The sequence below is a fragment of the Massilia sp. PAMC28688 genome (genome assembly GCF_019443445.1).
Lineage (GTDB): Bacteria > Pseudomonadota > Gammaproteobacteria > Burkholderiales > Burkholderiaceae_D > Telluria_A.
On sequence record NZ_CP080378.1, the window covers coordinates 1,748,219 to 1,771,979 of the forward strand.

18 protein-coding genes are annotated in these 23,761 nt (G+C 63.7%); 9 read left to right on the plus strand and 9 right to left on the minus strand.

The window, feature by feature from the left end:
* Genes KY495_RS07860 through KY495_RS07880 form a run of 4 tightly spaced genes read left to right on the plus strand, consistent with a single transcriptional unit; the run spans position 1 to position 6,220 of the window.
* Complete coding sequence (locus KY495_RS07860; RefSeq protein WP_219883107.1) at positions 1-1,215, plus strand: TIGR04063 family PEP-CTERM/XrtA system glycosyltransferase; 1,215 nt, start codon at positions 1-3, stop codon at positions 1,213-1,215.
* Positions 1,212-2,402 (plus strand): glycosyltransferase family 4 protein, encoded by a 1,191-nt coding sequence (locus KY495_RS07865; RefSeq protein WP_219883108.1) that lies wholly within the window; start codon positions 1,212-1,214, stop codon positions 2,400-2,402. The genes KY495_RS07860 and KY495_RS07865 overlap by 4 nt, the downstream gene beginning before the upstream one ends.
* On the plus strand, positions 2,395-4,713 hold the full coding sequence (locus KY495_RS24020; protein ID WP_229518532.1) for a polysaccharide deacetylase family protein: 2,319 nt from the start codon (positions 2,395-2,397) through the stop codon (positions 4,711-4,713). The genes KY495_RS07865 and KY495_RS24020 overlap by 8 nt, the downstream gene beginning before the upstream one ends.
* Before the next feature lies 1 nt (position 4,714).
* On the plus strand, positions 4,715-6,220 hold the full coding sequence (locus tag KY495_RS07880; protein ID WP_267876167.1) for a lipopolysaccharide biosynthesis protein: 1,506 nt from the start codon (positions 4,715-4,717) through the stop codon (positions 6,218-6,220).
* A gap of 542 nt (positions 6,221-6,762) precedes the next feature.
* Here KY495_RS07880 and KY495_RS07885 read toward each other — a convergent pair.
* From KY495_RS07885 to KY495_RS07895, 3 genes are all read right to left on the minus strand, one after another.
* Positions 6,763-7,536 (minus strand): ferredoxin--NADP reductase, encoded by a 774-nt coding sequence (locus KY495_RS07885; protein ID WP_219883110.1) that lies wholly within the window; start codon positions 7,534-7,536, stop codon positions 6,763-6,765.
* A 154-nt stretch (positions 7,537-7,690) separates the two neighbouring features.
* Entirely contained in the window at positions 7,691-8,926 is a 1,236-nt protein-coding gene (locus KY495_RS07890) for a pyridoxal-dependent decarboxylase, exosortase A system-associated (protein ID WP_219883111.1), read from the minus strand.
* Positions 8,923-10,503: an acyl-CoA ligase (AMP-forming), exosortase A system-associated gene (locus tag KY495_RS07895; RefSeq protein WP_219883112.1), complete on the minus strand. Its 1,581-nt coding sequence runs from the start codon at positions 10,501-10,503 to the stop codon at positions 8,923-8,925. The genes KY495_RS07890 and KY495_RS07895 overlap by 4 nt, the downstream gene beginning before the upstream one ends.
* A gap of 91 nt (positions 10,504-10,594) precedes the next feature.
* Between KY495_RS07895 and KY495_RS07900 the strand changes: the two genes are divergently transcribed.
* From KY495_RS07900 to KY495_RS07920, 5 genes are read left to right on the plus strand one after another with little or no spacing between them, the layout of a single operon-like run.
* Entirely contained in the window at positions 10,595-11,803 is a 1,209-nt protein-coding gene (locus KY495_RS07900) for a DegT/DnrJ/EryC1/StrS family aminotransferase (protein WP_219883113.1), read from the plus strand.
* Positions 11,800-12,822, plus strand: coding sequence for a GNAT family N-acetyltransferase (locus KY495_RS07905; RefSeq protein WP_219883114.1), 1,023 nt, complete (start codon positions 11,800-11,802; stop codon positions 12,820-12,822). The genes KY495_RS07900 and KY495_RS07905 overlap by 4 nt, the downstream gene beginning before the upstream one ends.
* 8 nt (positions 12,823-12,830) lie before the next feature.
* Entirely contained in the window at positions 12,831-13,076 is a 246-nt protein-coding gene (locus KY495_RS07910) for an acyl carrier protein (RefSeq protein ID WP_219883115.1), read from the plus strand.
* Between the two features lie 2 nt (positions 13,077-13,078).
* A complete protein-coding gene (locus KY495_RS07915; protein WP_219883116.1) occupies positions 13,079-13,900 on the plus strand; it encodes a hydrolase 2, exosortase A system-associated in 822 nt (273 codons plus the stop codon).
* A complete protein-coding gene (locus tag KY495_RS07920; RefSeq protein ID WP_219883117.1) occupies positions 13,893-14,717 on the plus strand; it encodes a hydrolase 1, exosortase A system-associated in 825 nt (274 codons plus the stop codon). Before KY495_RS07915 ends, KY495_RS07920 begins: the two co-directional genes overlap by 8 nt.
* 8 nt (positions 14,718-14,725) lie before the next feature.
* Here KY495_RS07920 and KY495_RS07925 read toward each other — a convergent pair whose 3' ends face one another.
* From KY495_RS07925 to KY495_RS07950, 6 genes are all read right to left on the minus strand, one after another.
* Positions 14,726-16,162, minus strand: a complete 1,437-nt coding sequence (locus KY495_RS07925; protein ID WP_219883118.1) for a right-handed parallel beta-helix repeat-containing protein — start codon at positions 16,160-16,162, stop codon at positions 14,726-14,728.
* A 1-nt stretch (position 16,163) separates the two neighbouring features.
* Complete coding sequence (gene prsR, locus KY495_RS07930) at positions 16,164-17,525, minus strand: PEP-CTERM-box response regulator transcription factor (protein ID WP_219883119.1); 1,362 nt, start codon at positions 17,523-17,525, stop codon at positions 16,164-16,166.
* A complete protein-coding gene (gene prsK, locus KY495_RS07935) occupies positions 17,522-19,621 on the minus strand; it encodes an XrtA/PEP-CTERM system histidine kinase PrsK (RefSeq protein ID WP_219883120.1) in 2,100 nt (699 codons plus the stop codon). The genes prsR and prsK overlap by 4 nt, the downstream gene beginning before the upstream one ends.
* 59 nt (positions 19,622-19,680) lie before the next feature.
* Complete coding sequence (locus tag KY495_RS07940; protein ID WP_267876168.1) at positions 19,681-21,054, minus strand: TIGR03013 family XrtA/PEP-CTERM system glycosyltransferase; 1,374 nt, start codon at positions 21,052-21,054, stop codon at positions 19,681-19,683.
* 116 nt (positions 21,055-21,170) lie between these two features.
* Complete coding sequence (locus tag KY495_RS07945) at positions 21,171-22,205, minus strand: SDR family oxidoreductase (protein ID WP_219883122.1); 1,035 nt, start codon at positions 22,203-22,205, stop codon at positions 21,171-21,173.
* 50 nt (positions 22,206-22,255) lie between these two features.
* Positions 22,256-23,545, minus strand: a complete 1,290-nt coding sequence (locus tag KY495_RS07950) for a nucleotide sugar dehydrogenase (RefSeq protein WP_219883123.1) — start codon at positions 23,543-23,545, stop codon at positions 22,256-22,258.
* Between the last annotated feature and the right edge of the window lie 216 nt (positions 23,546-23,761).

Sequence of the window (23,761 nt, forward strand, 5' to 3'; positions counted from 1 at the left end):
ATGCGCATCCTGCACGTACTGGACCACTCCATTCCGCTCCACAGCGGCTACACCTTCCGCACCCGCTCCATCCTGCGCGAGCAGCAGGCGCTGGGCTGGGAGACCTTTCACCTGACCGGTTCCAAGCAAGGCGACAGCCCGGCGCCGGAAGAAGATGTGGACGGCCTGCACTTCTACCGCACGCCCAAAAGCACCAGCGCCCTGTCCAAGCTGCCGGTGCTGAACCAGATGGAAGTGATCGACGGCCTCACGCGCCGCCTGTCGGAGATCATCCCGCAGATCAAGCCGGACGTCATCCACGCCCACTCGCCCAGCCTGAACGCGGTCGCCGCGCTGCGCGCCGGTAAAAAGTTCGGCATTCCCGTGGTGTACGAAGTGCGCGCCTTCTGGGAAGACGCAGCCGTCGACCACGGCACCGCCACCGAACAGGGCCTGCGCTACCGCCTCACGCGCGCGCTGGAAACGTACGCCCTCAAGAACGCCAGTGCCGTCACCACCATTTGCGAAGGCCTGCGCAAGGACATCGTGGCGCGCGGGATTGCGGCCGACAAGGTGACCGTCATCCCGAACGCGGTCGACATCGACAAGTTCGCCGTCGGCGGCGTGGCCGACCAGGACTTGAAGCGCAAGCTGGGCCTGCAGGACATGCGCCTGATCGGCTTCATCGGCTCGTTCTATGCCTATGAAGGGCTGGACGTGCTGCTGCGCGCGGTGCCGGCCCTGATTGCGCGCCAGAGCGACCTGCGCGTGCTGCTGGTGGGGGGCGGTCCGCAGGACGCCCAGCTGCGCCAGCTGGCAAAGGAGCTCAAGATCGAAGACAAGGTCGTCTTCACCGGCCGCGTGCCGCATGAGCAGGTGGCCATGTACTACGACCTGCTCGACGTGCTGGTCTACCCGCGCCTGTCGATGCGCCTGACCGACCTGGTGACGCCCTTGAAGCCGCTCGAAGCGATGGCCCAGGGCCGCGTGCTGGCAGCGTCCGACGTGGGCGGCCACCTGGAACTGATCGAGCATGGCAAGACCGGCGTGCTGTTCAAGGCTAACGATCCGCAGTCGCTGGCCCAGAACGTGGGCGACCTGCTGGCCGCCCAGTCGCAATGGCCGGAGCTGCGCGCCAATGGCCGCCGCTATGTCGAGACCGAGCGCAACTGGCCCATCAGCGTGGCGCGCTACAAGAAGATCTACGGCGGGCTGACGGGACAAACGCTGGCATGAAAATCCTGACCTTCAGCACCCTGTTTCCGAATGCGGAGAAGCCGGGACACGGCATCTTCGTGGAGACGCGCCTGCGCCACCTGGTCGCCAGCGGCCAGGTTGAATCGCGCGTGGTGGCGCCGGTGCCCTGGTTCCCCCTGCATCATCCGCGCTTCGGCAACTATGCCCAGTATGCCAAGGTGCCGCGCCGCGAGGTACGCTGCGGCGTGGAGGTGCTGCACCCTCGCTATCCAGTCATTCCCAAGGTTGGCATGACGCTGGCTCCCGCACTGCTGGCTGCCGCCGCGCGGCCGGTACTGGCGCGCATGATCGACCAGGGCTTCGACTTCGACCTGATCGACGCCCACTACTTTTATCCCGACGGCGTGGCTGCGGCCATGCTGGGCAAGTACTTCAACAAGCCGGTCGTGATCACCGCGCGCGGCTCGGACATCACGCTCATTCCCAACTACCGCCTGCCGCGCAAAATGATCCAGTGGGCCGCGCGCCGCGCCGCCGGCGTCATCACCGTGTGCAACGCACTGCGCGATGAAGTGGTGGCGCTCGGGGTCGACCCGGCGCGCGTGACGTCGTTGCGCAATGGGGTGGACCTGAAACTGTTCCAGCCGGTCGACCGCGCAGCTGTGCGCGCCCGCCTGGGGCTGGACAAATTCACACTGCTCACGGTTGGCCATCTGGTGCCCGTCAAGGCGCAGGAACTTGCGGTGGCGGCGCTGGCCGAGCTGCCCGATGTGCAACTGCTCATGGCCGGCAATGGCCCCAATCGCGGCATGCTCGAACAGCTGGCGCGCGACAAAGGCGTGAGTGAGCGCGTGACGATGCTGGGCGCCGTGCCACAGGCGCAGCTGCGCGACTATTACGGCGCCGCCGATGCGCTGGTGCTGCCCTCCGAGCGCGAAGGCTGGGCCAATGTGCTGCTCGAAGCCATGGCATGCGGCACTCCCGTGATCGCCAGCCGGGTATGGGGCACGCCGGAAGTGGTGGCTGCGCCGGAAGCGGGCCTGTTGATGGCCGAACGCAGTGCCAAAGGCGTGGCCGACGCCGTGCGCGCCCTGCGCGCCAGCTACCCGGAGCGCGCCGCGACACGGCGCTACGCCGAGCGTTTCAGCTGGGACGACACCACCGCTGGCCAGCTATCCCTGTTCCGTGCCATTCTCTCCACCGGGGGCGCCGCCGCCTATGCTTAACCCACTACAGGCAAAACTGATCCGCACCGTGGGCGACCTGCTGGCCCCGAGCGGCGCCGGCAACGGGCGCCTGTGCGTGGTCAATTACCACCGCATCCTGGAAGCGAAGGATCCCCTGCTCGCATCCGAGCCGGATGTAGCCACCTTCCGCTGGCAGATGGAAGTGCTGGCAAGCTGCTTTAACGTGCTGCCGCTGCGCGACGCCATCGACATGCTTGGCACCGGCCGCATGCCGCCGCGCGCGGTCGCCATCACCTTTGACGATGGCTACCGTTCGGTGCATGACCTGGCGCTGCCGATCCTCAGGCAGTTCAAGCTGCCGGCCACGGTGTTCGTCACCAGCGGCTACGTCGGCGGCGGCAACATGTGGAACGACCGCATTATCGAAACCGTGCAAAGCCTGCCGGCCGGGCAGCTGGACCTGACCGACATGGGCCTGGGCGTGTATTCGCTGGCCAGCCTGGAGAAGCGCCAGCAGACCGTGGACCAGCTGACCGAAGCGACCAAGTACCTGCCACCCCAATCGCGCCTGGACCTGATCCGGCGCCTGGAACTGATGGTCGGGCAGGACCTCGACCATGGGCTGATGCTCACGCCCGAGATGGTGGTGAACCTGGACCGCGCCGGCATCGAAATTGGGGCCCATACCGTCTCGCACCCGATCCTCACCAGCCTGCACGACGACGCGGCGCGCCGCGAAATTGAAAACGGCAAGACCGAGCTGGAAGCGATCATCGGCAAGCCGGTGCGCCTGTTCGCCTACCCCAACGGCAAGGTGGGCAAGGACTACGACGAGCGCCACACGCGCATGGCGCGCGAGGCCGGCTTTCAGGCGGCATTTACCACCAGCGTGGGGGCCGTCACCAGTACCCAGGACCGTTTCCAGCTGCCGCGCAGCCGGCCATGGGACCGCAGCCCCTTCCTGTTCGCCGTGCGCCTTCTGCGCTGGCTGGGCGGCGAAGAAACCGCTGCCAGCACCCTCGATACCCACATCCATACGACGACCCGGCGCGCTGACGCGCAACAAGCCGGGCAGGCGGAGACACTGCCACATGGACCAGCACCAATGACCAACCGCGTATTACTGACCGCCTTCCATTTCCCGCCGCAGGCTGCCAGCAGCGGCATCCAGCGCACGCTGTCATTCTCGCGCCATCTGGGCTCCAACGGCTGGGAGCCGATGGTGCTGTCGGCCAGTCCGCGCGCCTACAGCCAGCAAAATCCCTCGCAGCTGGCCAGCGTGCCGGCCTCGCTGGTAGTGCGGCGTGCCTTTGCGCTCGACACCAAGCGCCACATCGGCATCAAGGGCCGCTATCCGGAAGCGCTGGCGCTGCCGGACCGCTGGATCTCGTGGTGGTTTGCCGGTGTGGCCACCGGCCTGTCGCTGATCCGCCAGTACAAACCGCGTGTGCTCTGGTCCACCTTCCCGATCGCGACCTCGCACTTAATTGGCCTGGCCCTGCATCGCACGACCGGCCTGCCCTGGGTGGCCGATTTCCGCGACCCCATGCTGCAGCCCTCGTACCCGGTGTCGAAGCCGCAGCGCGCCGTCTACGCCTGGATTGAGCGCCAGACGATCACGCGCTGCGCCGCTGCCGTGTTCACCACGCACAGCGCGATGGTGTCCTACCGCGAGCGCTTTCCGCAGCTGCCTCCGTCAAAATTCCACGTCATCGAAAATGGCTACGACGAAGACGGCTTTGGCGGCGAAGTGCCGGTGGCGACCGTTCCCGGTGAATGCATCACCCTTGTCCACAGCGGCGTACTGTATGACACGGGGCGCGACCCCACGCCGTTCCTGGCTGCCATCGCGGCGCTGAAAGCGGATGGTAAAGTGAGCAACGCGACCTTGCGTGTCATCCTGCGCGCTCCCGGCGAAATGGAAGCGGTGGCAGGAATGGTCCAGAAGCAGGGCCTGTGCGACATGGTCAAAGTGGAGCCGCCGGTACCGTACCGCGACGCGCTCAAGGAAATGCTGGCCGCCGATGGCCTCATCGTGTTCCAGGGTACGCCCTTCAACACCCAGATCCCGGCCAAGATTTACGAATACTTCCGCGCCCGCAAGCCGATCCTAGGGCTGGTGGATACGCGCGGCGAGACGGCGCGCGTGCTACGCGCCGCCGGCTTTGACAGCATTGCGCAGATGGACAGCACGCAAGCGATCACGCCGGTGCTGGAGCGCCTGCTCGGGCAGATCCGCGCGCGCAGCGCCTATGTCGCCACCGATGCGCTGATCGCCTCCTCCTCCCGCACCCACCGCGCCAGTCAGCTGGCCGTCATCTTCGACCAGGCAATCAAAGGTAACTCGTAACGTGGCCAGTATCGACTCAAAAATCGCGCGCGGGGCCGCGTGGATGCTCGCCTTTAAAATGCTGGATAAGGTAGTGGGCCTGCTCTCGACCATTGTGCTGGCGCGCATGCTGGTGCCGGCCGACTTCGGCCTGGTCGCCATGGCCATGGTCCTGATCGCGGCCATGAACGTGCTGGTGGCATTCGGCTTTGACGTCAGCCTGATCCAGAAGCAGAACGCCAATCGGGACGACTTCGACACCGCGTGGACGTTTACCGTCCTGTTCTCCGCGATCTGCGCCATCATCCTGGCGCTGGGCGCCGGACCGGCAGCGGCGTTCTACCGCGAGCCGCGCCTGGAGCTGGTGCTGTACATCCTGGCGTTCACGTTTTTCATCCAGGGCTGTGCCAATATCGGCCCGGTGATCTTCCGGCGCGAGATGCGCTTTGACCAGGAATTCAAGTATTTGATCAGCAAGCGACTGTCGACGTTTTTCGTCACCATTCCGCTGGCGGTCTACCTGCAAAATTACTGGGCGCTGGTGATTGGCCAGCTCGTGGGGCACAGTATTTCCGTGATCACCTCATACATCATCAGCGACTACCGGCCGCGCTTTTGCATGAAGGCCAAGCTCGAGCTCTTTCATAGCTCCAAGTGGCTGATGCTGGCCAATATCGTCTCGTTCGTGAGCAACTCGGGGGCGCAATTCATTATCGGCCGCGTCTCCGGACCGCAGGTGCTCGGTGTGTACACTATTGCCGCTGAAATTTCGACCATGCCGACGACCGAACTGGTGGCACCCATCAATCGCGCCGCCTTCCCCGGCTACGCCAAGTCAGCCGCCGATCCGGCCGCGCTGCGTGCGAGCTTTCTGAAAGTGATTTCATCGATTGCACTGTTTGCCATCCCTGCCGGTATCGGCATCATTGCCGTGGCTGACCTGATGGTCCCGTCAGTGCTGGGCTGGAAGTGGCTGGACGCGATTCCCGTGATCCAGGTGATGTCGGTATATGGCGTGATACAGGCGGTACAGACCAATATCGGCTATATCTATCTGGCGCAGGGCAATATGCGCCGCGTGACGCTGATCAATACCATGCAGGCTATGCTGCTCGTGATCATGCTGGTACCGGCGGTGCGTTACTGGGGCGTGATGGGGGCGGCTTTTGCGTCGCTGGCCGCGATTGTGCTCATGATTCCCGTAAACCAGACCCTGATCGCGCGCTCGCTGCAATTGTCGGGGACTGACTTCTTGCGAAAGATCATGCGACCGCTGGTCGCCGCGCTGCTGATGGGCGGTGCGATCATGCTACTCAAGAGCAGTTTCGCGCTGGACAAAGTAACGCATCAATACGTGCTGGCGCTGTTGCTGTGCGTGGCGGTGGGGGCGCTGGTGTATGGCGGGGCGGTCTACTTGCTGTGGCGGCTGGCGGGGGCACCGGAAGGGCCGGAAGAGTTCGTCGTGCAAAAGGTGGAACTGGTCTTGCGCAAGGCGGGCATCCGCGTCTCGTTAATGCCGAAGCGCTGACGCGCCCCGGCCGCCATTGCTCGTCACAAACCACCGCCCAATCAATTTCCCCAGGGCGGGGTCAGACCACTTAAACGCCCCAAAATCAATTTCCCTATGGCGGGGTCAGACCACTTGAAGCTGCCAAAATCAATTTCTCGCGATTAGGGAAAAGCAAAAAATCATGCCTTGGGACCAATTCAGCACGGTTTTCCGTCACGAGAAGTGCCTCGAATCAGTTAAATCGGGATGCCTCGCTGCACGGTTTTTTCTGACTTCATTTGCATAAGGAAAGCGCTAGCAAAAACTTTGCTGACAAGCGTTTTTCGTGCATGTTCGCTAACGAATCTTACCCAATGTTGGCTCAAACCCTTGTCGTCGAAACATTGATATTGGCTGTTTTAAGTGGTCTGACCCTGGCGGCAGGAAATTGATTTTGATGCGTTTAAGTGGTCTGACCCTGGTGGTGGGAAATTGATTTGCGTTTAAGCGGTCTGACCCTGGACGCGGGAAATGCAAAGAGCCCGCACGCGGCGGGCCCTTTGGGTAGGGGCTGTGGTGTGCTATTTCTCGGCGAACGCGCGCTCGATCACGAAGTCGCCCGGGGAGGTGGTGTTGCCTTCCTTGAAGCCGCGCTCTTCCAGAATAGTCTTGAGATCGCGCAGCATTTCGGCGCTGCCGCAGATCATCACGCGGTCCACCGCGGGATCAAACGGCGGCACGCCCAGGTCCTCAAACAGCTTGCCGGTCTGGATCAGCTCGGTCACGCGGCCCATGTTCTTGTACGCCTCGCGCGTCACCGTCGGGTAGTAGCGCAGCTTGCTGCTGACCAGGTCGCCCAGGAATTCATGGCTCGGCAGATGCTCCACCAGTAAGTCATGATAGGCCAGCTCGTCCACCTGACGCACGCCATGCACCAGTACCAGCTGATCGAACTTTTCGTAGACTTCCGGATCGCGCACAATGCTCATGAAGGGCGCCAGGCCCGTGCCGGTGGACAGCATGTACAGGCGGCGGCCCGGCAGCAGGTAGTCCGACAGCAAGGTGCCGGTCGGCTTGCGCCCCACGATGATCGTGTCGCCCACCTTGATGTGCTGCAGGCGCGATGTCAGCGGTCCTTCTTCCACCTTGATGCTCAGGAACTCCAGGTGGTCTTCGTAATTGGCACTGGCAATGCTGTAGGCACGCAGCAGTGGCTTGCCGTCCACCATCAGGCCAATCATGGTGAAGTGACCATTGCTGAACCGCAGCGCCTGGGACCGCGTGGTGGTGAACGAAAAGAGACGATCAGTCCAGTGGTGTACGCTCAGTACTGTTTCTTCGTTAAAGTTACTCATCATTTCCTAATGGCTGTGCCCGGCCCGGTCAGGGTCTGTCGAGCATGTTAAGACGTTCCTGTGTAGCAGGTCAACGCCCGTATTTTCATAAGCTTATGCGAGGATTTTGCCGTTCGCAATGCCGGCTGGATACCTGACGAATCTTGCGCCGCCCCTACACCAGCACTTCGGCCGCCGCCGGGTGGCTGAGGAAGGCAGCGGGACTGGCCGTGAGGCCATAGGCGCCCGACTGGAATACCACGATCAGATCGCCCACCTGCGCATGTCCGAGGTCCATCTTGTCGGCCAGCAGATCGAGCGGCGTGCACAGGGGCCCGACCACATAGGCGGGCGAATCCGGCTGCGCGGCCATGCGGTTACCCACGGCGACAGGGTAGTTCTTGCGGATCACCTGGCCAAAATTGCCGGATGCGGCCAGGTGATGGTGCAGGCCGCCGTCCGTCACCAGGAACACCTGGCCGCGCGAAACCTTGCGGTCGATTACCCGCGCCACGTACACGCCCGCTTCGCCCACCAGGTAGCGTCCGAGTTCGATCGCCAGCTGCGCCTGCGGCAGTTCCGTGCGCGCCTGCTCCACCAACTGCGCCAGGTGCTCGCCGATCGGCGCCAGCGCGAGGGCGCGCTCGCCCGGGAAGTAGGGAATACCGAAGCCGCCGCCGATGTTCAACTGGCGCACCGTCCGAGGCGCGCCCGCCGCCAGCCGCAGCGACAGCTCGAACGTGCGCGCCTGCGCTTCAATAATGGCCTCGGCCTTCAGGCTTTGCGAGCCGCTGTAGATATGAAAACCCAGCACGTCCAGGCTCTCGCGCTCCGCCAGCGCCAGCATCGCGGGCACGTCCTCGGCGTCGATACCGAATTGCTTGGCGCCGCCGCCCATCTTCATGCCGGACGAGCGCAATTCAAAATCCGGATTGACGCGCAGGACCACGCTGGCCGCCAGCCCCATGGACTGCGACAGCTGCGCCAGCACGCCAATCTCGCGCTCCGATTCCACGTTCACGCAGATGCCGGCAGCCACCGCCTGCGCCAGTTCACGGTCCGATTTGCCAGGTCCCGCAAAGCTGATGCGCGCCGGGTCCATGCCGGTGTCGAGCGCGACTTTCATTTCGCCGCCGGAGGCCACGTCCAGCCCATCGACCAGCCCTGCCATGTGCTGCACCAGCGCGGGCATGGGGTTGGCCTTCATGGAAAAGTGCAGCGCCAGCGCCGCCGGCAGGTGAGCGCGCAGCTCCTGCACCCGCGCACTCAGGGCCGCGCGGTCATAGGCGTAGAACGGCGTACTGCCCACCCGTTGCGCCAGGCGCGTGACGGGCATGCCGCCAATGTGCAGGCAGTCGTCGATGACGGGAAAGCGGGTTTGCGGCGCATGCACCGGCTTGAGGCCACTCATGTCGGAAAACTTTCAAACAGCGATAAATAGGTTTGGCGCAGCAGCGTGCGATCGATTTTTCCGTTCGGATTGCGCGGCAGCGCGTCGCTGCGAAGCGCGATATGCGCCGGCACCATGTAGGCGGGCAGCCGGCGCTGGCATTCCTTGAGCAGGGCCGCGACATCGACATCGACGCCGGCGGCCATGGCCACCACCACAATGGCGCTGCCCAGCTGCGGATGCGGCACGCCGAAGGCGGCAACTTCGGCCACCATGCCGGTGCCGTGCAGCGCTTCTTCGACCTCCGTCGGGCTGACCCGGTAGCCCGAGACCTTGATCATGTCGTCGCTGCGCCCGACAAAGTACAGGAATCCGTCTTCGTCGCGGCGCACGGTGTCGCCCGACCAGACGGCGATTTCAGCCAGCGGCAGCGCGCCGTCGCGCCCGGGCGCCGGGCGAAAGCGCTCGGCGGTCTTGGCCGGATCGTTCCAGTAGCCCATGGCCACCAGGGCGCCGCGGTGTACCAGCTCGCCCGGCTCGTTGGCGTCGCACAGCGTGCCGTCCGGACGCACCACGAGGATTTCGGCATTGGGTATGGCCCGGCCCATGGAATCGGGACGGCGCTCCAGTTCTTCCGGCGGCAGGTAGGTGGAGCGGAATGCTTCGGTCAGGCCGTACATCAGGTACAGGCGCGCCGATGGCAGCAGCTTGCGCAGCGTGTCGACGGTGGTGCGGGGCATGGCGCCGCCCGAATTGGTCAGGTAGCGCAGGGTGCAGTCGGCCGGCCATGGCAGCTGGGCCAGCTGGATCCACAGAGGAGGCACGGCGGCCAGGCCGGTGATGGCTTCGGCCGCCACGGCCTTGACGATATCGCGCGCGAACAGGTGATTGATCAGCACCACGCAGGCGCCCACGTGGAAGGCGGTAGTGAGCTGGCTGAGGCCGTAGTCAAAACTGAGCGGCAGCACGGCCAGCAGGCGATCCGAGGCCGTCAGCTCCAGGTATGAAGCCACGCTCAGGGCGCCGGCGACGATATTGCGGTGCGAGAGCACCACGCCCTTCGGCTTGCCGGTACTGCCGGAGGTGTACAGGATGGCGGCCATGTCGCTATCGATCACGCGCGGCGCAACATGGGCGGTCAGCGGCGCACTTTCATCCCATGCAAGGACGCTGACGCCTGACAGCTCGGGGAGTTGCACCGTTTCGCCGACGACGAAAACGGTTTTCAGGTGGGGACACTGGGCCAGCACCTCGCCAAGTCCACGCAGCCGTTCGATGGACGTGACCAGCGTGCTGACCTGGCAATCCTGCAGGATGTAGCCAACCTGGGCCGCCTTGAGCAGCGGGTTGACCGGCACGAACACGGCACCGGCGGCGGTGGCGCCGAAGCAGGCGCTGACATTTTCGATCCGCTTTTCAAGATACACGGCCACGCGCTGCGCCCGGCCAACGCCGGCGGCCAGGAAGGCCTGGGCCGCGGCGTCCACGCACGCTGAAAGCTGCGCGTAGCTCAGGCGCCGGGTGCCGTACACGAGGGCCTGGGCGGCGGGCGTGCGGGCAGCGGCGCGGTGAATAAATTCGTGTACCAGGTCGACCATGGGAATCGTGGGTGTACGGAGTGCCAGACAAGGCGCCATCTTAACAGTTCTTGCTCTCGACCGATCAGCCCCGCACCGCTTATACTGCCTGATGCTTTCGCCGAATGAACTCCACCCGCCAGGCCAGCCGCCTTCCCAGCCCCGGGTCCCGCTGGCGCCGCTGCTGTCGCTGTCCACCTTTGCGGCCCCGCGCCTGCCCCGCCCTGCCTGCGTGCTCGACGCCGGCGCCGTGCGGCTGGTAACAAGCGGGCGCATTGCCATTGCCCTGGCCCTGCGCGAAATGGGCGTGGGCGCCGGCGACGAAGTGCTGGTGCCGGCCTATCACAGCATGTCAATGATCCCGCCGGTCCTGTCGCTGGGCGCGCACCCGGTGTTTTACAAGGTGGGAGCTGATGCTGCGCTCGACCTGGACGATGTTGCCTCCAAATTGACGGCGGCCACCCGCGCCATCATGGTGACCAGCTACTTTGGCATTCCCCAGGACCTGGCGCGCATCCGCGCGTTTTGCGATTTGCACGGCTTGCTGATGCTGGAGGACTGTGCCCACTGCTTTTTCGGCGAGCATGGTGGAAGGCCAGTGGGATCGTGGGGCGACTATGCGATTGCCAGCAGCATGAAGTTTTTCCCGATCTACGAAGGCGGCGCACTGGTATCGGCCCGCCACGCCCTGACAACGGGCCGCTTATCTTCGGCCGGACGCGGTTTTGAAGCCAAAGCCGCGCTCAATGCGCTGGAAAGAAGCTTCGCCTACGGCCGCCTGCCGCTCGTCAAGGCCCTTCTGTGGCTGCCCCTGCGCCTCAAATCAGCGCTCTGGAACATGATCAAGCGCCGCGCGCCGGCAGGCGCACCGGCATTGACGCCATCGTCGTCCGACAGCAGTTACGACTTCGATCCGCGCTGGCTCGACAAGCAGTCTTCGCGTTTCTCGCGCTTTGTCGTCAGGCGCGCCTCGCATGCGCGCATCGTGGCCCAGCGCCGCGCCAACTACCGGTTCCTGGAGCTGGCTTGCGCCAGCCTGCCCCTCTGCCGCCCGCTGTTTGCCGCCCTTCCCCCCGGAGCCTGCCCCTGGCTGTTCCCGCTCGTGGTGGAGCAGCCGGAGAAGCTGTTCCGGCGCCTGCACAATGCCGGCGTGCCCATGACCCGCTTTGCCGAGGCGCTGTGGCCAGGCGTAGATGCGGGCGTATGCGCCAACAGCGTCCACCTGTCGCGCCATATCATCGCCTTTCCCTGCCATCAGGCGCTCTTGCCCGAGGAACTGGCCTGGATGAGCGGCGCCATCCGGGAAGCGCTGACCGCATGAAGTGGACCTTGCTTCCTGCTTGCGCGCTCGAGGACATGTCGACCGTGTGGAATGAGCTGCATGCGCGCAGCGATGCTACCCCGTTGCTGGCGCTGGACTTCGTCCAGCCCTTGCTCACGGAATTTGCGCGCGGCGACGAGCTGCTGGCTCGCTGCGACATGCATGGCCGCACCGTAGCCATGGCACTGGTGGTACGCACCGGTCGCGGACGCTGGAGCACCTTCCAGCCCTCGCAGGCACCGGTCGGACTGTGGCTGCAGGAGCGCGGCCTCGATGTAAATACCCTGCTCGCCTGCCTGATGCGCGCCCTGCCCGGCATGCCCCTGGTATTTGGCCTTACCCAGTGCGATCCGGACCTGCTCCCACGCCCGCCGGATGGGCCGCGCCTGCGCACGATGGATTATATTGACACGGCCAGGATCACCCTCGCGGGCAGCTTCGACGACTACTGGCAGGCGCGCGGCAAGAACCTGCGCAGCAACCTTAAAAAGCAGCGTGCCAAGCTGGCCAAGGATGGCGTGCCCCTTCGCATGCAGATCTGCCGCGACCCGGCCGATGTGGCGCAGGCGGTGGCCGACTACGGGCGCCTGGAAAGCGCCGGCTGGAAGGCCGGCGGCGGCACCGCGGTGGCGGCCGACAACGACCAGGGCCGCTACTACCGCGCCATGCTGGAGCGCTTCTGCGCACGCGGCGCCGGCAGTATTTACCGCTACTGGTTTGGCGAGCAGCTGGCCGCGATGGACTTGTGTGTGGAAGACGCACAACAGATCATCGTCCTCAAGACCACCTACGATGAAACCATTCCCAAGAGCCTTTCGCCCACGCTCCTCATGCGCGAGGAAGCATGCCGCGCCCTGTTCGAGGCGCGCGCATTCGAGCGTCTTGAGTTCTATGGCAAGGTGATGGAGTGGCACACGCGCTGGACGGACGAGGTGCGCACTCTTTACCATATCAATTTCTACCGCTGGCCGATCATCGCCAGCCTGCACGCGCGCCAGCAGGCGCGCCGCCCGGATTAGGACCCACTATGTACTTCAACGACGTAAAACAGATTTTGATCGATGTGCTGGCCCTGGGCCCGGAGGGCGAGGCCATCACGCCCGAATCGGGCCTGCTCGGCACCATTCCCGAACTCGATTCGATGGCGGTGGTGAACCTGATCGCCGCGCTGGAGTCACACTTCGGCATCGTGGTGGAGGACGACGAGATCAGCGCCAGCACTTTTGAAACCGCCGGCAGCCTGGCCGATTTCGTCGCCGCCAAACTGGCCTGAACATGACGCCGCGCCACCCCAGCGCCGAACCGTTCTTCCTGCCCACCGATGCGGGCACGCGCTTTTGCCTCTACCACGCTCCCCGGGCCACGGTGCGCGGCGCGCTGGTTTACCTGCATCCCTTTGCCGACGAAATGAACAAGTCGCGCCGCATGGCGGCAATGCAGGCGCGCGCGCTGTCGGCCCAGGGTATCGCGGTGCTGCAAATTGACCTGCACGGCTGCGGCGACAGCGATGGCGAATTTGCCGATGCGCGCTGGGACCAATGGAAGCGTGATGTGGAACACGCCTGCCGCTGGCTGCACCAGCGCGCCGGCGTGCAGCCGGGTCTCTGGGGCTTGCGCCTGGGCGCCCTGCTGGCGCTGGAGTATGCCCGCTCTGCGGCCGTGAAGCCCGCGCAGCTGCTGCTGTGGCAACCGGTGATGCAGGGCGCCGCTTTCCTGACCCAGTTCCTGCGCCTGCGCGTGGCCGGCGCCATGCTCGACGACAGCGTGCCAGCCACGGGCACCCGGGAACTGCGCGCCGCGCTGGCTTCCGGTGAAGTGCTGGAAGTGGCAGGCTACGAACTGGCGCCGCAACTGGCCGCGGCCATTGATGCGGCTGACGGCACGGCGCTGCCGCCCTGCCCTGTTATCTGGATCGAGGTGGTGGCCGCGCCCGATCGCCCCCTTCCGCCGGCAGCTTCCCGCATTGCCGCGACGTGGGGACAGCAAGTGTCGCTCCATGGCGCGGCAGGCCCGGCATTCTGGAGTACGCAGGAAATCGAGGATCACCCGGAACTGGTCGCCCTGACATGTTCGCTCATGGAGCAGCGCCATGAGTGAGCAGCGCGCGTTTTCATTTGCCTGCGGCGGCCAGTGGCTGTATGGCGTGGCCAGCGTGCCGGCCGAGCCGCATCAGCGGGGCGTGCTGATCGTCGTCGGTGGCCCGCAGTACCGCGCCGGCAGCCATCGCCAGTTCACACTGCTGGCACGCAGCCTGGCTGCACAGGGCATTGCGGCCATGCGCTTTGACTATCGCGGCATGGGCGACAGCGAAGGGACGCTGCGCAATTTTGAAGCAGTGGACGACGACCTGCGCGCCGCCATCGACACTTTCATGGTCCAGGTGCCGCAGCTGCGCGAAGTGGTGCTGTGGGGCCTGTGCGACGCCGCTTCCGCAGTCAGCCTGTACGCGGCGGGCGACGAGCGCGTGACCGGCCTGGCGCTGCTCAATCCCTGGGTCCGCACCGACAGCGGCGCGGCCCAGGCCACCCTCAAGCACTACTACCGCGCGCGCCTGTTTGACAAATCCCTGTGGAAGAAACTGTTCAGTGGCCGCTTCAACGCCAGGGCGGCCGTCAGATCCTTTACCGGTCTGCTCGGCAGTGCGCGCCAGGCGCCGGCCGCCGGCGCGCTGCCGGACCGCATGCATGACCGGCTGGGCCGCTTCACGGGCCGGGTATTGGTGATGCTCAGCGGCGCTGACCTCACGGCGCAGGAGTTCGATGGCTTGCCCCGGGCCTCGCCCAAGTGGTCCGCGCTGATGGCGGCGCCCCGCATTACGCGCAAGATGCTGCCACGGGCAGACCACACCTGCTCGCGCCGCGAATGGAAAGACCAGGTGGCGCTGTGGACTGCCGAATGGCTGCGCTCATGGTGAATGGCTGATCAGTCAGCCGCCATGCATGCGCTGATGTCTTCCACCGCGCCGTAGGCGGGATGGGCGGGACGGGTCACGCCGCACAGGTCCGGCGGGAGCTGGCCCGCATCCTGGCGCCGCGGCGCCTGTCCATTCCAGCGCAGGTCGAGCGCGTCGGCATCCATGTACAGGCGGCGCTGTGGGTGAATGCCCAGGTACTGCTGCGCGATCGGCGTGACCAGGTTGTCGTGCAGGCGCACCACGGCACCATTGCGGGCGCGGATCTGGCCGTCCACCAGATTGCCTTCGATGTCGGCGCTGCTGCCGGCAAAGCGCACGTGGATGCCGCCGGTATCGACGAGGGTATTGTGAATGACCCGGCTGGCGGCCGCGTTATTGAGGTAAATGCCGTCGTCCGAACAGCTGGCGATGATATTGGCGCGCACGATGCTGCGGTCCTGTTCTGTGATGCATTTGCCGTCGCGGCAGTATGCCTGCCCGGTGGCGCCGCCGCCGAGCGAGATGCCCACCCGCTGCCCTGGCGCGCCGCGCAGGCGCGCTTCGCACACCACCAGGTTCTGCTCGAATACATTGGCGCTGCCGCCCCCCTTGGTAAAGGCGGCATAGCTGATCCGGTCGCCCTGGCCCTTGATAAAGTCGGTAATCACGTTGCGCCGGATAAGCCAGTGGCTGGCGGCCACGATGTCGACCGGCGTCACCGATTTGACAGTGTGACGGATGCTGTCGTTGCGCAGGGTATTGTTCTCGATGCGCCCGTAGTCGGGATACTGGCGCTTGTTGCCATTGACCTTGAAGTGCGCGTTATAGTCGATGATGGCGTTGTTGATGGCAGTGAAGTGCGATGCCGCCCCCACCACATGGAATGCATGTTCGCAGTACAGCTGTGGCTTGCACACGCCGCGGATGGTCAGGTTTTCAAAGCGCCAGTGCGGTGCCAGCACCACGAAGCCTTCGCCGATCGCCAGTTCCAGCTCCACCGAACCGGCCTTTTCCGCCCGCACCACGATGTTGGCGGCTGCCGTACCCGCGCGGTTGGCGACGATGGGCGGACCGCCAATGCGGTAGCTGCCCGGCGCGATGGTGATGATGTCGCCCGGCGCCGCGTGGGCCATGGCGCGCCGCAGCTCGCCGCCACTGGTGACAATGCGCACGGTGCCGCTGGCCGGCGCGGGACTGCTCTGGGCACCGAGCACCGGCAGGTCAAGCTGGCGCGGTCCGGCAGGTCCGCGGTCGAGCCGCTCGAGCAGGGCCGCACTCCACTGTCCGGTGCCGACGATGATGTCGTTGTGCCCGGAGCTGCGCTTGGCCAGATACGGTGCCAGCGCACGGGGGGTGATGCCGCGCTCCTGCAGCAGCAGGACCACCGCGCCGGCTGCCAGCAATGACAGCACGGCGACGACGAGCGCGACCACCCGCCAGCGCGCCGGGCGTGCCCCGCGTACCATGTCAGGCGCCGGACTTGATGTTGTGACGGCTCATGAGGTCATACATGGTCGGCCGGCTGATGCCAAGCAGCTCGGACGCCTTGACGATGTTGCCATCGACCCGGGCCAGGGCCTTGACGATGGCCTTGTATTCGGCTTCGTCGCGCACCTGGCGCAGGTTGAGCGGCTCGTCTTCGGGCGCCGCCGCAGCCAGGCCCAGGTCGTCGGCACTGATCGACGGACCGTCGGTCATGATGACCGCACGCTTGATGCAGTTTTCCATCTCGCGCACATTGCCCGGCCAGCCGTAGGTTTCGATGGCCGTCATCGCTTCGCTGGAAAAGTGCAGGCCCGAACGCGATTCCTGGGCGCTGAACTTGTTCTTGAAGTGATGCGCCAGCAGCGCGGCGTCGCCCAGGCGCGCCCGCAGCGGCGGAATGGTAACCACGATCTCGGACAGGCGGTAGTACAAGTCTTCGCGGAAGCGGCCGGCGGTGGTCAGCTCCTTCAGGTTCTGGTGGGTTGCGCAGACAATCCGCACGTCCACCGGAATCTCTTCGTGCCCACCCACGCGTTCGATCACGCGCTCCTGCAAAAAGCGCAGCAGCTTGGCCTGCAGCGCCATGGGCAGGTCGCCCACTTCGTCGAGGAAGAAGGTGCCGCCGTTGGCCAGTTCGACCTTGCCCTTGGTCTGCTTGGCCGCCCCGGTGTAGGCGCCCTTTTCATAGCCAAACAGTTCGCTCTCGAGCAGATTCTCGGGAATCGCCGCGCAGTTGATGGCCATGAAGCGGTTGTTGGCGCGCGGGCTAAGCTGGTGCAGGGCACGGGCGAGGACTTCCTTACCGGTGCCGCTCTCGCCCAGCACCATGACCGAGGCCGTGGTGGGCGCGACTTTTTCGAGGTTGCGACACACCTTGAGCATGCCGGCGTCGCGCGTGATGAGACCAGCCATCGGCGAATCGGCCTGCATCTGCAGCATGCGCTGGTTTTCCTGCTGCAGCGCGTGCAGGAAAAAGGCGCGCTTGACCACCAGGTTGAGCACTTCGCTGTCGCACGGCTTCTGGTGAAAGTCGTAGGCGCCCAGGGCGATTGCCTTGACCGCGTTGGCGTGGTCCTGGTTTCCGGTCAGGACAATCACGCGCGTGGCCGGCGCCAGCGCCAGGATCTGCTGCAGCGTGGCCAGGCCCTCGGTGGCGCCGTCCGGGTCGGGCGGCAGGCCCAGGTCCATGGTGACGACGGCCGGCTCATGGCGGCGAATTTGCGCCAGTGCCGCTTCGCGGTCGCCGGCCACCACGACTTCGTAGGCGTCAAAGCTCCATTTGAGCTGCTTTTGCAGACCGGGATCGTCCTCGATAATGAGCAGTTTTGGTTTGTTCTGTGTCACGAAAATTCCTCAGGCCGACGGACGGCAGTGTCGCTATTGTGCGCCTCGGGGCGGTACAAGGGCAACATAACATGAATGGTGGTGCCGGCACCGGGCGCGCTGATGACATCGAGCCGGCCGCCAAGCTCGCCGATGTATTCGCGGCTTTCAAACACGCCGATGCCCATGCCGGCCGATTTGGTCGATTCAAAGGGTTTGAACAGGCGCTCCCGGATGAATTGCTCGCTCATGCCGGCGCCGGTGTCGGCCACGGTAATGACAACTTCGCCGTCACCGCGGCGCAGGGCAACCGAGACCGTGCCGTCGCGCGGCGTGGCTTCAATCGCATTCTGGATCAGGTGGCCCAGCACGCGCTCGAGCCGCTCGCGGTCGGCCAGTACTTTCAGGCCCGACTCGGCAATATCAAGCACCGGATGCGGCTCGAACGCGGCCTTGAGTGCCACCGCCTGGGTCAGCACCTTGTCGATGGCCAGCGGCGCCATGTGCTCGGGCGACTCGCTGCGCGAAAGCTTTTGCAGCAGCAGGCGCATTTTCTGCACCGAGTAGTCGACCGTGTCGAGCATGTCGCGCTGGAATTCGGGATTGTCGCGGTGCTTTTCAGCGTTCAGGATCATCAGCGACAATTGCGACACCAGGTTCTTGAGGTCGTGCACGACAAAGGTGGACATGCGGTTGAAGGACTCGAACTGGCGCGCCACCATCAACGCCGTGGCTGCTTCCTGCTGGGCCAGGTAGCTGGCGGCCTGGTTGCCGGCAATCTTGAGCAGGTCAATCACTTCCCAGTTGAACACGACGCGGCTGCGCGGCTGGGTCAGCAGCATGAAGCCGAACAGCTTGTTCTGCATGATCAGGGGCACGATCAGCCGGGCACGGGGAAATTGCTTGAGCCAGGCCGGCATGGGAACGTCATCGTAGAGCTGGGGCTGTTCCTGGCACTCGATCAGGTCCACCACCCATTGCTTGCTTTCCAGGAACTGACTGAAGGGTGAGTCGGCCGCTTCCGCCACGTCGACCGCCGGCACATGCCAGTAGGCGTCCGGCACGTATCTGCCGCTCTCGCGCTTGACGAACAAGACGCCGCCGGGACTCTCCACCAGTTCCGCCACGGCCTGGATGGTGCGCACGCCCAGCCCCGGCCCCGCTTCGGACAGGGTGCGGGTAAAACGCAGCCATTCTTCGCGATAGTCGTAGTTGTAGCGGTAAAAATGCTTGCTGATGAATACCTTGAGCCAGGAGCGGAAGGTGCCCGAAAACAGGATCACCACCAGCAGGATCAGGGCGCCGAACAGAAAAGCCATCTGCATGACCGTCCCCCAGCTGCCCCCGACAAAGCGCAGGTAGTAGCCGGCCGAGCCCATGGCCAGCAGGTAGATGGCCGAGCCGAACAGCGCGGCGGTATGGAACATGACGCGGCGCGACAGGGCCAGGCCCCCGGCCGACCAGGACGCGCTGCGGCCAATCGAAAAGGCAATCAAGGGGACCGTCAGCGCATTGATCAGTCCGCGCGCGGCCCAGATGTCCGGATCGACGGCCTGGAACAGCATGGCGTTGCTGTACAGGTAGAAGTCGTAGGCGAACATGGCGCCGATGCCCAGGCAGGCAAACTTGACGGCCCAGCGCTCCTGCATGCTCTTGTTGCGGTAGAGCTGCTCGACCAGCACAATCCCGAGCACGGCGATGGCAACGCGGGCCGTGACGCTGGGCATGAGGCCAATCGTGTGGACCATTTCCAGATGCCAGTAGCCGGCCACGGTGCCAAAGAAAAACACGAGGAAGAAGGTGGCCACGGCCAGCACCCAGACATTGAGCTTGAAGGGCAGTGTGCTGTCGGGATTGCGGTAATTGCCCAGCAAGATAAGCAGGAAGGCGCACCAGGCGGCGCTGCGCACGACCTCGAGGGCATCACTCCAGGCCGACCAGCCGACCAGCTGGGTCGATTGCCAGGCCAGCACCGCGCCCCACAGCATGGTGGCGAGCGAGGCCAGGGTGATGGCGCTGGCGTGGGTGCGGCTGCGCCAGCGCGTCATGAGCATGAAGCTCAGGATCAGGAAGGCGAAGGCAGCGATGCCATAGCTGTACGTTGCAATACTGGTCAAAGTAATCCATCCATCTTGGCAGCCATCATGTGCAGAGGATTGCCCGCAATACCCGCCGCTTATCGGCCGCTGCGGAACAGGACGACTTTGAGCGTGTCGATCAGGATCAGGATATCGAGGAACAAGCTATTGTTCTTCACATAGTACAGGTCATATTGCAACTTTTGCAATGAATCATCCGTGGAAGCGCCGTAACCATAGCGTACCTGCGCCCAGCCGGTGATGCCCGGCTTGATGCTGTGGCGGACATTGTAGTAGGGCAGCACTTCAATCAGTTGCTCGACGAAGTAAGGACGCTCGGGCCGGGGGCCGACAAAACTCATCTCGCCCTTGAACACGTTGAGGATCTGGGGCAGTTCGTCGATCCGGGTCTTGCGGATGAAGTTGCCGATGCGCGTCACGCGCGGGTCATTCTGGGCGGCCCACTGCGGCTTGCCACCTTTTTCTGCATCGTTGCGCATGCTGCGGAACTTGAGCACATTGAAGGAATGGCCATCCAGGCCCACGCGTTCTTGCTGATAAAAAATAGGCGAGCGGTCTTCCAGGTAGATCAGGATGCCGGTGATGACCATGATGGGGAAGGTGGCGGTGAGGATGATGCCGCTGCACACCAGGTCAAAGCCGCGCTTCATGAAGGAGCGGATGAAGCTCTGGTCGAAGCCGCCGCCAAAGACCAGCCAGCTTGGCTGCAGGGAATCGACCCGGATCTGGCAGGATTCCCGCTCGAAAAAATTGGCGGCGTCGGTGACCTTGATGCCTTGCAGCTTGCAGTCGAGCAGTTCCTTGATGGGAAAACCGCCGCCGCGGCGGTTTTGCACTGAGACCACGATCTCTTCCACGTTATGGGCCACGGCCAGCGAGGCAAGCGACTCGCCTTCGCGCAGTTTCAGCAGCTTCGACGGCGGGATGCACACTTCTTCTTCGGCCACGGCGCTGACAAAGCCGGCGATATCGTACTTGTGGTAGCTGGTGTTATGGATGGCCAGGTCGCTGCATTCCTTGGCCAGGGGCCCGCTGCCCAGGAAGATGATGCGCGACTCGAGGAACCGCAGCTCCGACGTCTTGAAGAAGATGATGCGGGCCACAAAGATACCCATGGCGGCAATCACAAACACGGCCGCCAGGATGCCGCGGCCAATTTGCAGCTCGGGCGCGACGTAGAAAATCAGGGTCAGGATCACGAAGCCCATGGCAAACGAGGGCATGAGCTTGAGGAAGAAGGGGTCGCGCAAGCCTTCGGTGAAATTGAGCTGGTACATGCCCATGGCGCTCATGGAAAAGATGATGGCGCAGGCAAAGGCAAGGGCGGACATGAAAAAGTGTTCGAACACGGGCGGCGCGGCGCCGTCCGGCAGGTGCATGACGCGCACGGCGGCGCCTGCGTAGGCCGAACCGACCAGCACCAGCACTTCGACGAACAATAGGAAAAACACTATTTTCGAAACGTAGTGATTAGAGATCTTTAACACTTTTTCCTCCGGTATTCTTTTTTTTCCTGCCTGGAGGCGGCAGGAGGCGCGGGCCTCCCGCGCTTCCCGGCCTGACGGCCTTAGCGCGTACGGTCAAGGTGGTCGATATACCATTCCATCGCCTGCTGCAAGCCTTCGCCAATGCGATGGGTGGGCGCAAACCCGAGCAGGGTCGCTGCCTTGGAAATATCGGCCTGGGAATGGCGTACGTCGCCGGCGCGGAAATCCTTAAACTGCGGCTGGTGCCCCTCGACATGGGGATAGCGCTGGCGCAGCAGGGCACACATCATCTGGTGCAGCTGGTTCAGGCTGGTACGCTCGTTGAGCGCCACGTTGTAGACCTGGTTGGCCGCTTCCGACGGCGCCATGGCCGACAAGATATTGGCCTGTACGACATTGTCGATAAAACAGAAATCGCGGCTGGTCTCGCCATCGCCATTGATGAACAGCGGCCGGTTTTCAATCAGGGCGGCAATCCATTGCGGAATCACGGCGGCATAGGCCCCGTGCGGGTCCTGGCGCGGACCGAACACATTAAAGTAGCGCAAGCCGATCGACTCGGTCTGGTAGCAGCGCGCAAAGACGTCGGCAAACAATTCGTTGACGTATTTGGTCACGGCGTAAGGCGAGAGCGGCTTGCCGATCTGCGACTCGATCTTGGGCAGGGCCGGATGATCGCCATAGGTGGAACTGGAAGCGGCGTACACAAAACGGCGCACCTTGGCATCGCGCGCGGCCGTGAGCATGTTCAAGAAGCCGGTGACGTTGACATCGTTACTGGTGATCGGATCGGCGATGGAGCGCGACACAGAACCGAGCGCGGCCTGGTGCAGCACAAAGTCCACGCCTTCGCAGGCGCGCGCGCAATCGGCCAGCTGGCGGATGTCGCCCTCCTGGAACGTAAAGCGCGACCAGGCGTCCTCGCCGACCTGCTCGCGCACTTCGTCGAGGTTGTAGCGGTGGCCCGTTGCAAAATTGTCGAGACCGGTGACCTTCTGGTTGAGCCGCAGCAGCGTCTCGACCAGATTGGACCCGATAAAGCCCGCGGCGCCGGTCACGAGCCAGTGGTAGCTGTTGTCGCGCAGATGCAGCTGTTGTTCGGCAAACTTATTCACTGGCTGGTGCTTTCCTGATCAAACGGTAAAAATGAAGAGACGTCAAATGCTTACAGGCGCCACACGCAGTAACCGGCATCCTTCAGGGCGTGCTGGTCGAACTGGGCCTTGACGTCGATGAAGCAGCCGTTGGGGTTCAGCTTGGACTGCAGGTCGGCCATGGAAATGGCCATGACTTCCTTGTGCGGCACGGCGGCAACAATGGCATCGGCCTGGGGCAGGTCTTCCCACTTGTCGAGCTTGATGCCGTATTCGTGCTGGGCTTCAGCGGCATCGGCAACCGGATCGAACACGCGCACATCCACGCCATAGGACTGCAATTCGTAGACAATGTCGGCCACCTTGGAGTTGCGCAGATCCGGGCAGTTTTCCTTGAAGGTCAAGCCAATCACGTTCACCTTGGCACCCTTGACGTGGAAACCGGCGCCAATGATGGACTTGACGGTTTTCTCGGCAACAAACTTGGCCATGCCGTCGTTGATGCGGCGGCCAGCCAGGATCACTTGCGGGTGGTAGCCGACCATCTCGGCCTTGTGGGTCAGGTAGTAAGGATCGACGCCGATGCAGTGGCCGCCCACCAGGCCCGGGCGGAATGGCAGGAAGTTCCACTTGGTGCCGGCAGCCTTGAGCACTTCCAGGGTGTCGATGCCGATCTTGTCGAAAATAATGGCCAGTTCGTTCATCAGGGCGATGTTCAGGTCGCGCTGGGTGTTTTCAATCACCTTGGCCGCTTCCGCCACCTTGATGCTGGAAGCGCGGTGCACGCCGGCAGTGATGATCGACTCATACAGGGCGGCAATCAGTTCCAGCGTCTCGGCGTCGTCGCCGGAAACCACTTTCAGGATCGTGGTGAGGGTATGTTCCTTGTCGCCCGGATTGATACGCTCTGGCGAAAAGCCCACATGGAAATCTTCCTTCCACTTCAGGCCGGAATGCTTTTCCAGGATAGGGATGCACACTTCTTCGGTCGCGCCCGGGTACACGGTGGACTCGAAAATGACGATGGCGCCCTTCTTCATGTGCATGCCAACAGTCTTGCTGGCACCGGCCAAAGGCGTGAAGTCGGGATTGTGGGCAATGTCGACCGGGGTAGGCACGGCCACGACAATGTACTTGGCATCGGCCAGCGCGGACGGGTCGGTACCGACCGTCAGCTGGGTGGCAGCGCGCAGCTGCTCGGTCGACAGTTCGCCGGTCGGGTCAATGAACTGGCGATAGCTCTGGATCTTTGGCTCTGACAGATCGAATCCGATCGTTGGCCGTTTTTTGCCGAACTCCACTGCCAACGGCATCCCAACATAGCCCAGTCCGACTACAGCAACGACATCATTTGAATTCATTATCAAGTTCCGTTTCAGAATTAATCTTTGCAATTAATGCAACGAGAATATATCACACCATGCCGGCCGTTCAATTGGCGGCAACTAATTTTGTTTTATAGAAACAACATCGTCAGCGCAATGTTGTCGAGCTACTACTATTACGGCCAGCATTCATCGCGACCACATCTTTTCTCAGTGAGAAGGACAATTTGGGTTGATGCGAATAACTGAAGC

Bases quoted from the DNA above. Each gene is read 5' to 3' on its own strand.
- KY495_RS07900 (WP_219883113.1), top strand. From the start codon at position 10,595: ATGCTTTCGCCGAATGAACTCCACCCGCCAGGCCAGCCGCCTTCCCAG.
- KY495_RS07885 (WP_219883110.1), bottom strand. From the start codon at position 7,536: ATGAGTAACTTTAACGAAGAAACAGTACTGAGCGTACACCACTGGACT.
- KY495_RS07865 (WP_219883108.1), top strand. From the start codon at position 1,212: ATGAAAATCCTGACCTTCAGCACCCTGTTTCCGAATGCGGAGAAGCCG.
- KY495_RS07905 (WP_219883114.1), top strand. From the start codon at position 11,800: ATGAAGTGGACCTTGCTTCCTGCTTGCGCGCTCGAGGACATGTCGACC.
- KY495_RS07920 (WP_219883117.1), top strand. From the start codon at position 13,893: ATGAGTGAGCAGCGCGCGTTTTCATTTGCCTGCGGCGGCCAGTGGCTG.
- KY495_RS07950 (WP_219883123.1), bottom strand. From the start codon at position 23,545: ATGAATTCAAATGATGTCGTTGCTGTAGTCGGACTGGGCTATGTTGGG.
- KY495_RS07890 (WP_219883111.1), bottom strand. From the start codon at position 8,926: ATGAGTGGCCTCAAGCCGGTGCATGCGCCGCAAACCCGCTTTCCCGTC.
- KY495_RS07915 (WP_219883116.1), top strand. From the start codon at position 13,079: ATGACGCCGCGCCACCCCAGCGCCGAACCGTTCTTCCTGCCCACCGAT.
- KY495_RS07910 (WP_219883115.1), top strand. From the start codon at position 12,831: ATGTACTTCAACGACGTAAAACAGATTTTGATCGATGTGCTGGCCCTG.
- KY495_RS24020 (WP_229518532.1), top strand. From the start codon at position 2,395: ATGCTTAACCCACTACAGGCAAAACTGATCCGCACCGTGGGCGACCTG.
- KY495_RS07860 (WP_219883107.1), top strand. From the start codon at position 1: ATGCGCATCCTGCACGTACTGGACCACTCCATTCCGCTCCACAGCGGC.
- KY495_RS07895 (WP_219883112.1), bottom strand. From the start codon at position 10,503: ATGGTCGACCTGGTACACGAATTTATTCACCGCGCCGCTGCCCGCACG.
- KY495_RS07925 (WP_219883118.1), bottom strand. From the start codon at position 16,162: ATGGTACGCGGGGCACGCCCGGCGCGCTGGCGGGTGGTCGCGCTCGTC.